The organism is Agrobacterium sp. a22-2 (genome assembly GCF_012276985.1).
GTDB lineage: Bacteria > Pseudomonadota > Alphaproteobacteria > Rhizobiales > Rhizobiaceae > Allorhizobium.
The window spans coordinates 152,673-159,173 of record NZ_JAAXMM010000015.1 but is presented as its reverse complement, the minus strand read 5'-3'; the positions used below and the strand labels follow the sequence as shown (position 1 = coordinate 159,173).

Below are 6,501 nucleotides of genomic sequence, written 5' to 3'. Positions count from 1 at the left end.
CGATATCGACAACGATGCCGGCGCCCTCATGGCCGAGAATGGCCGGGAACAGGCCTTCCGGATCGGCGCCCGAGAGCGTAAAATCATCGGTATGGCAGATGCCGGTCGCCTTCACCTCGATCAGCACTTCGCCGGCGCGTGGGCCTTCGAGCTGAACGGTCATGATCTCAAGCGGTTTTCCTGCCTGCACGGCAACGGCGGCGCGAACGTCCATGGTGTTTACTCCTCGATTGATGTGTTGGGGCGACTTTTGCACGGTCAGGCGTCACGGCTCAACCCGGAAACGGCCAGCTGATGTCGCAATCCGGCATGGATGGTCAGGGCTCGATCAAAGGCACATGCGGTGCGAGGTGACGGGGGACGACACCGGTCAGGCGGGGATCGTCGTCGACTTCGACCAGCGTGGCATAGGGGGTGAAACCGGAGCGGCAGTAAAACGGCAAGGCCGCCTGGGAATCATGGGTGCAGGTATGGACCCAGAAACGCCGGATCGGCCGGCTCCAGGCGAGATCGATCGCATGGCTCATCATCAAGCGTCCCGCGCCCTTGCCGATGGCATCGGACACCAGCCCGAAAAAGGCCAGTTCGCATTGCTCAGCCTGCCGGAAGTCCAGCTCCAGCAGGCCGATCGCCTTGTTATCGTCCATCAATCGGTATATCTCAACGCGCGGCTCGGAGAGGATCGCGGCGAGCTTCTCGTCGGCCATGACAAGCCTTGATGTCCACAGCCAGTCCTGGCCGACGGCGCGGAACAGCTCCCGATAGTCAGCGATGGAAGGAGAATGCCAGCGCTGCAGCGAAAGGGCGCCGGCTGGCGGTTGCGGCACTTTCGCAGCGGGTCTCGCCAGCATCTCCAGACGTGTTTCGACATTGGCGATCTTGCCGGGCGGGACCGGCGAGTAGCCGGACGGGAGCTTGGGATTGAGATTTTCCATGACCGATGTTGAAACGTCGCGAAGCCCGCCTGTCAAGCCATGGACATCGCGCCATCGTCAGCCAAGCAGCCGTTCGCAGGCATAGATCACCGCATAGGCATGGATCGATACCGCCGCATAGAGGCCGAAGCCGGCCATCAACCGCTCAGGCGGCGTCATCTCGATCAGCGTGTCGCGCGGCTTGATGCTGACGGCTGCCATTAGGCTCATCAACGTGAAGACCGACAGGGCCGCCAGCAGGGCCATGGTCGGCACGCCGATTCGCCATCCGGTCCACAGGATCGCTGCGGTGATGCCGAAACTGCCCGCCGCAAGAGCGCCGCGGCTGGGAAAGATCTGGCGCAGGATCTGTCCGCCATCGAAGCGCGACATCGGCAGCAGATTGAGCAGATTGAAGGCACCGAGAATGAGCAGGAAGACGAGGAGGGGGCCGTCGACGGCCTGCGGTAGCAGGCTGACGCCGACCGATTGCTCGGCGGCAATCAGGATCGGCACGAGGAAGGCGGAGATGCCGGGACCCATCAAAGCACAGGTTGCGACCTCGAAGAGGCTGTTATAGGGACGCCCGCCAATGGCGACGCCGCCCAGCAGCGGCACGAAGATCATGCGGGCGCTGCGGTGGCCGAAGGCGCGGTAGGCGGTCATATGACCGAGTTCGTGCAGGATGATGACGACGGTGAGCATGGTCGAGATCATCAGCCCGTTGCGCGTCAGCCCGAAAAACGGCCAGAGCATCAGGGTCGAGACGACAGCCAGCAGAACCGTGACCAGAGGGTGTTCCAGCCAGCCGGGGCTTGCTCGCTTGCCGCTTGCCAGAAAACGCTCCAGGGCGCCGATCTCGCGGTAGAGCATCAGATAGCGATAGAGGTAGAAGGCGGCACCGCGATAGTGATCGGTCTGCGCGACCGTCAGGCAGGCGTCGCGGCCGGCCGGCGTCACGGTCCGGTGATCGCGAAACTCCGCCCAGAAGGCCATGTCGAGGCTGCTGTCGGCCACCACCCGCGCATTGATCCGGTAGAGGCCGCCTTCGGGCCTCTCCTCGATGTCGACGGCTAGCGTCCGCACGATCGGCTGTCCGTGACGGTCCGGTTGACGCAGCGATTGCTCCAGCCGGGAGGCAGAGGGGTTCGGCATGCGCTCGGCCGTCACCGAGGGGTGCCAGGCCGCGACAGCGCCGGCCGGCCGGATAGCATTCCACAGGTCGCTTGGACTGGTTCGCATGGTGCGGGTCAGCGAAATGGTCCGCCGGCCAAGCGGAGCGGCCATCAGCAGCCAGAGCAAGCCGATATTGATCGCGAGCAACAATAGCGCCGGGGCAATCGTCTGCATTCCCATCCCTTCCGGACAAAGCCGGTTTCTGCTGGGCCAAGCTTAGCAGGACCGGCTGACGGGAAGGTTTCCGTACGACGTTGCATTTTAGCAAAAATCAAGAGTTCGGCCGGCAGGCGGCCTGGCCCGATACCGGTTCAAGCCGCGGCTTCGTCCAGCAGGAATTCATCCGAGACCCGCAGCCATCTCGACCGGTTGCTTTCGATCGGCCGACATGCCCGCGTTCCAAGCGACGCCATGAAAGCGTGCCAGTCCGGATGGCTGCTGCCGTGAACGGCGGCGCGGTCGATGCGCTGGATGGCGTCGGCCTGCTCGGGGGTGAGATAGGAGATGGCCGGGCCGCAGCTGCCCCGCAGCACGCGAAGCACATAGTCGAGGTCGCCCGGCATCACGCGTGCGCCGCTGTGTCCGCGGACGAGATGATAGGCGCCCATGCCGTTGCTCAGCGCCAGGCGCAGCTGGTCGAGCGCCAGCACCGACAGGCTGGCCGGAACATGGGCGGCAACCTCGATGATATGCAGGACCAGCTCCAGTTCCGATGGCGAATTGATGACACCGTCGGTGGTGAACATCAGCCTGATCCAGTCGGCATTGATGTCGTCCAGCGTGCCCTGGGGATAGCAGTGATGCACGATGTAGTGAGTGAGGGTCTCGACGAAGAAGGTCGACCACTCCTCGCATTTCTCGGGACAGGAATTGTTGAGCGCCAGCATGGTCACGACGTCGACCGAAGTCTGGATGCCATCCGGAAAGGTATATTTGCGCAGAAGTATGACGTCGTCGGCGCTGAGCCTGCTTTTCCCGGCGATAACACATGCCGGAAAAGAGAGACGGAATTCGCTCATCTTTTATCCCCGTTTCATCATGAAACTGGGATTTTTTCTAGGGTACAAATATTGCGATTTCGACAAGGAACGCGGTTGGCAAATCCTTCGCGAATTCAATCGCCTTTTACGCTTCTGACGTGGTTCTGCTCGCGCCAGAGAATGAAAAGGCCGGAACCAACGATGATCAGGATGCCCGACCATTTCGACAGGGTCGGAAAGTCGCCGAACAGGGCGTAACCCAGCACCGTGGCGGCGATGATCTCGAAATACTGGAACGGGGCCAGTACTGACAGCGGCGCCATGCGGAAGGCCCGTACCACCAGCAGATGGATATAGCCCGAGATAGACCCGAGCAGCAGCAGCAGTGCCAGGCCAAGGCTTGACGCCGGCAGCGACATTTCGAAATCGCCGCTGCCAAGGCTGGTGCCGGCGATCAGCGCCAGTCCCATGAAGGCCGTACCGCCGAGGCCGGCCATGGTCTGCATGGTCATCGGCGTGTCGGCTTCGCCAAGCGCCCGGTTGAGGAACATGTAAAGCGCGAACAGGAAAGCGCAGGCGACCGGCAGCAGCGCCGTCCAGCCGAAGATGGCATAGCTGGGCTGGATGACGATCATCGCGCCGCCGAAGCCGACCAGGATTGCCAGCCAGCGTCGCCAGCCGACCCGATCGCCGAGGAAAAGCGCCGACAGTGCCGTCAGGATGAAGGGTTCGACGAAATAGATGGCAAAGACGTCGGCTAGCGGCATGTATTTGACGGCAGCGAAAAACATCAGGCTGGCCGCCCCATGCAGTGCGCCGCGCAGGAGATTGAGCCCTGGCCGGCGGGCGGAGAAGGCCTGCCGCCCCTGCAGCAGGACCAGGACCGGTAAGGTGCAGACCAGCTGAAAGAAGAAACGGTAGAAGGTGATCTGGCCCGGCGACATGCCTTCGACATTCGCCATATATTTGGCGATGGCATCCATACCAGGCAGAACAAGCATGCATCCCGCCATCAGCGCCATGCCACGTAGCGGATTTGAGGCCGTGGGGTGGGGGGAGGTGGTCTGCTGGCGGTCGGACATCGAGTCGGGCTCTCGTGAAAACGCTATCAAGCACGTGGTTCGACGCAGTTCAAGGACCGTTGGCCAATGCCTCGACTGCCATTCTGGCTATGCTTTGTGCTGATTATTTCGTGGGCATTTGCTGCCCATGCGCCTGCAATCCTGCCGGACTTTTCATCGTAGGTCGCATGAACGCGTCGTTTTCGGCGCTTTCGGGGTGGCCCGTCTGGCTCCATGTCCCTATGATGGCCACCTGCCGCATGATCGGCCGGAACATTCCGGAACCGTCTGAAGCGCCATTGCTTCTCCGTCCCGATCGATCATCAACGCTATGCGCCTTGCGATCCGGTGATTGTCGTCGGAGGAAGATCAAGCGCCAAGCAGAGGAGAGCATGATGGCTCTACGACATAACAGCGCCCTTATTCCGGATGCCAGCGACGATACGCTTGGCGGACGCCTGTCGGCGGCGCGCGACGCGGCCGGCATCGACCTGAAAACCTTGGCTAACCGGCTCGGCGTCAAGCATGAGACGCTGCATTCCTGGGAAGCCGATCGCTCCGAGCCGCGGCCGTCACGGCTGCTGAATCTCGCCGGCATTCTCGGCGTCTCGCCGATGTGGCTGATGACCGGCAATGGCGAGGGGCCGGTGGAGAACGACGGGCAATTGCCGGTCGAGGCCATGCGCCACCAGCTGCTGCGCCTCAACGAGCTGCATCAGGAGACCGGACGGCTGATGATGTCGCTGGCCAAGCAGATCGATCGATTCGAAACCGAGCGCGGCAACGAGGCCTGGATCGGCCCGGGCTTGACCATCACGCCGCCGGCGCGTCCGTTGTAGCGCCGAAAACCTGCTCGAAGGCCTCCCTCAGTCGCATGTCGAGATCGGCCATCATGACCGGCAATCCGAGATCGACGAGGCTGGTGACGCCGTATGCCGAGATGCCGCACGGCACGATGCCGCCGTAATGGCTGAGATCAGGATCGACATTGAGCGACAGGCCGTGGAAGCTGACCCAGCGGCGCAGGCGAATGCCGAGGGCGGCGATCTTGTCCTCGGCCATGCTGCCATCGGGTAGCAAGGGCTTTTCGGGGCGGCGGACCCAGACCCCGACCCGATCCTCGCGCCGCTCGCCGCGCACATTCATCAGGTCGAGCGTGCGGATGATGACGTCTTCAAGGGCTGCCACATAGGCGCGCACATCAGGGCGTCGGCGCTTGAGGTCGAGCATCACATAGGCGATGCGCTGGCCGGGACCATGATAGGTGTATTCACCGCCGCGGCCGGTCGCAAACACCGGAAAGCGGTCAAGGTCGATCAGCCCGGACGGCTTGGCGCTGGTGCCGCCGGTATAGAGCGGCGGATGCTCCAGCAGCCAGACGAGTTCGTCGGCGCGACCCTCGGCAATGGCGGCCACTTCCGCCTCCATCTCCGCCACGGCTGAATCGTAGGGGACAAGGCCTTCGGAGATTCGCCACCGGACTGGAGGCGAGCCGGGCAGGGGCAGCATTTCGGTCTGAATATCGGTGCGCAGCATGGTCATGGCTTCCTTTGCCCCTAATTGGCAAGAAAGGCGAGACACTTCAAGAGCGCCGGTTTGCGGCGTGTTCACGGTGGGCAAAACAGCTTGCCGGCGAATTATCAAAAATCTGTCACGGTGGCCTTGTGCACCCCAATCGCTTTTGCTACATGCAGCCCCGCCGGAGCAGTTCGGCATCTACCACGATGCGGTCGTGGCGGAATTGGTAGACGCGCAGCGTTGAGGTCGCTGTGGGGCAACCCGTGGAAGTTCGAGTCTTCTCGACCGCACCAGATAAACCCGCTTCGGCGGGTTTTTTCGTTTCTTGGCGCTTTGTTTGCTTCCTGTCAGTCGTCCTGCCGCTGCGACTTTTGCCATTTGCGCACCAGCCGGTCGCGCTTCAACTTCGACAGACGCTTCAGCCAGAACATTCCGTCGAGCTGATCCACCTCGTGCTGCATGCAGATGGCCGCAAAGGCTTCCATCCGCTCTTCGATCAGCTGTCCATCGAGGTCCTGATACCGCACCCGGATCGATGCCGGACGGGTCACGGTTTCGGTGGCACCCGGCATGGAAATGCTGCCCTCGCTGTGGCTCATCAGATCGGGCGAATGCCAGGTGACCTCCGGATTGACGTATGTTCGCCGTCCGCCAAGTTCCGGCAGATCTAGGACCACCAGTCTCAATCCGACACCGACATGGGCGGCGGTGATGCCGACGCCTGGGGCGGCGCGAAGCGTGTCGTAGAGGTCGTCGGCGAGATCGCGAAGCGTCTGATCGAATGTCGCGATTTCGGCACAGACGCGGCTCAGGGCCGCATCGGGAAAATAGACGATCTGGCGCTTCATCGCG

At 62.4% G+C, this 6,501-nt stretch carries 8 protein-coding genes and 1 tRNA gene; 2 read left to right on the top strand and 7 right to left on the bottom strand.

Going from position 1 to position 6,501, the window contains the following annotated elements; genetic code table 11:
* From HFC70_RS21675 to HFC70_RS21655, 5 genes are all read right to left on the bottom strand, one after another.
* On the bottom strand, window positions 1-214 hold a 214-nt coding region (locus tag HFC70_RS21675; protein WP_168475370.1), incomplete at its 3' end, for an alcohol dehydrogenase catalytic domain-containing protein.
* Between the two features lie 103 nt (window positions 215-317).
* The gene (locus tag HFC70_RS21670) at window positions 318-935 is read right to left on the bottom strand and encodes a GNAT family N-acetyltransferase (protein ID WP_168475369.1); all 618 of its coding nucleotides are present in this window, start codon (window positions 933-935) and stop codon (window positions 318-320) included.
* 57 nt (window positions 936-992) lie between these two features.
* Window positions 993-2,264, bottom strand: coding sequence for a hypothetical protein (locus HFC70_RS21665; RefSeq protein WP_168475368.1), 1,272 nt, complete (start codon window positions 2,262-2,264; stop codon window positions 993-995).
* Window positions 2,265-2,401: 137 nt separating this feature from the next.
* Window positions 2,402-3,109: a hypothetical protein gene (locus tag HFC70_RS21660; protein ID WP_168475367.1), complete on the bottom strand. Its 708-nt coding sequence runs from the start codon at window positions 3,107-3,109 to the stop codon at window positions 2,402-2,404.
* Window positions 3,110-3,204: 95 nt separating this feature from the next.
* Window positions 3,205-4,152 (bottom strand): DMT family transporter, encoded by a 948-nt coding sequence (locus tag HFC70_RS21655; RefSeq protein WP_168475366.1) that lies wholly within the window; start codon window positions 4,150-4,152, stop codon window positions 3,205-3,207.
* Window positions 4,153-4,526: 374 nt separating this feature from the next.
* Between HFC70_RS21655 and HFC70_RS21650 the strand changes: the two genes are divergently transcribed.
* Window positions 4,527-4,970, top strand: coding sequence for a helix-turn-helix domain-containing protein (locus tag HFC70_RS21650; protein WP_168475365.1), 444 nt, complete (start codon window positions 4,527-4,529; stop codon window positions 4,968-4,970).
* Here the strand turns inward: HFC70_RS21650 and lipB are convergent.
* Complete coding sequence (lipB, locus tag HFC70_RS21645) at window positions 4,945-5,667, bottom strand: lipoyl(octanoyl) transferase LipB (protein ID WP_168475364.1); 723 nt, start codon at window positions 5,665-5,667, stop codon at window positions 4,945-4,947. The genes HFC70_RS21650 and lipB overlap by 26 nt on opposite strands.
* Window positions 5,668-5,857: 190 nt before the next feature.
* Between lipB and HFC70_RS21640 the strand changes: the two genes are divergently transcribed.
* A tRNA-Leu gene (locus HFC70_RS21640) sits at window positions 5,858-5,942 on the top strand.
* Between the two features lie 54 nt (window positions 5,943-5,996).
* Here the strand turns inward: HFC70_RS21640 and HFC70_RS21635 are convergent.
* Window positions 5,997-6,497, bottom strand: coding sequence for a peptide deformylase (locus HFC70_RS21635; protein WP_168475388.1), 501 nt, complete (start codon window positions 6,495-6,497; stop codon window positions 5,997-5,999).
* Window positions 6,498-6,501 lie beyond the last annotated feature (4 nt).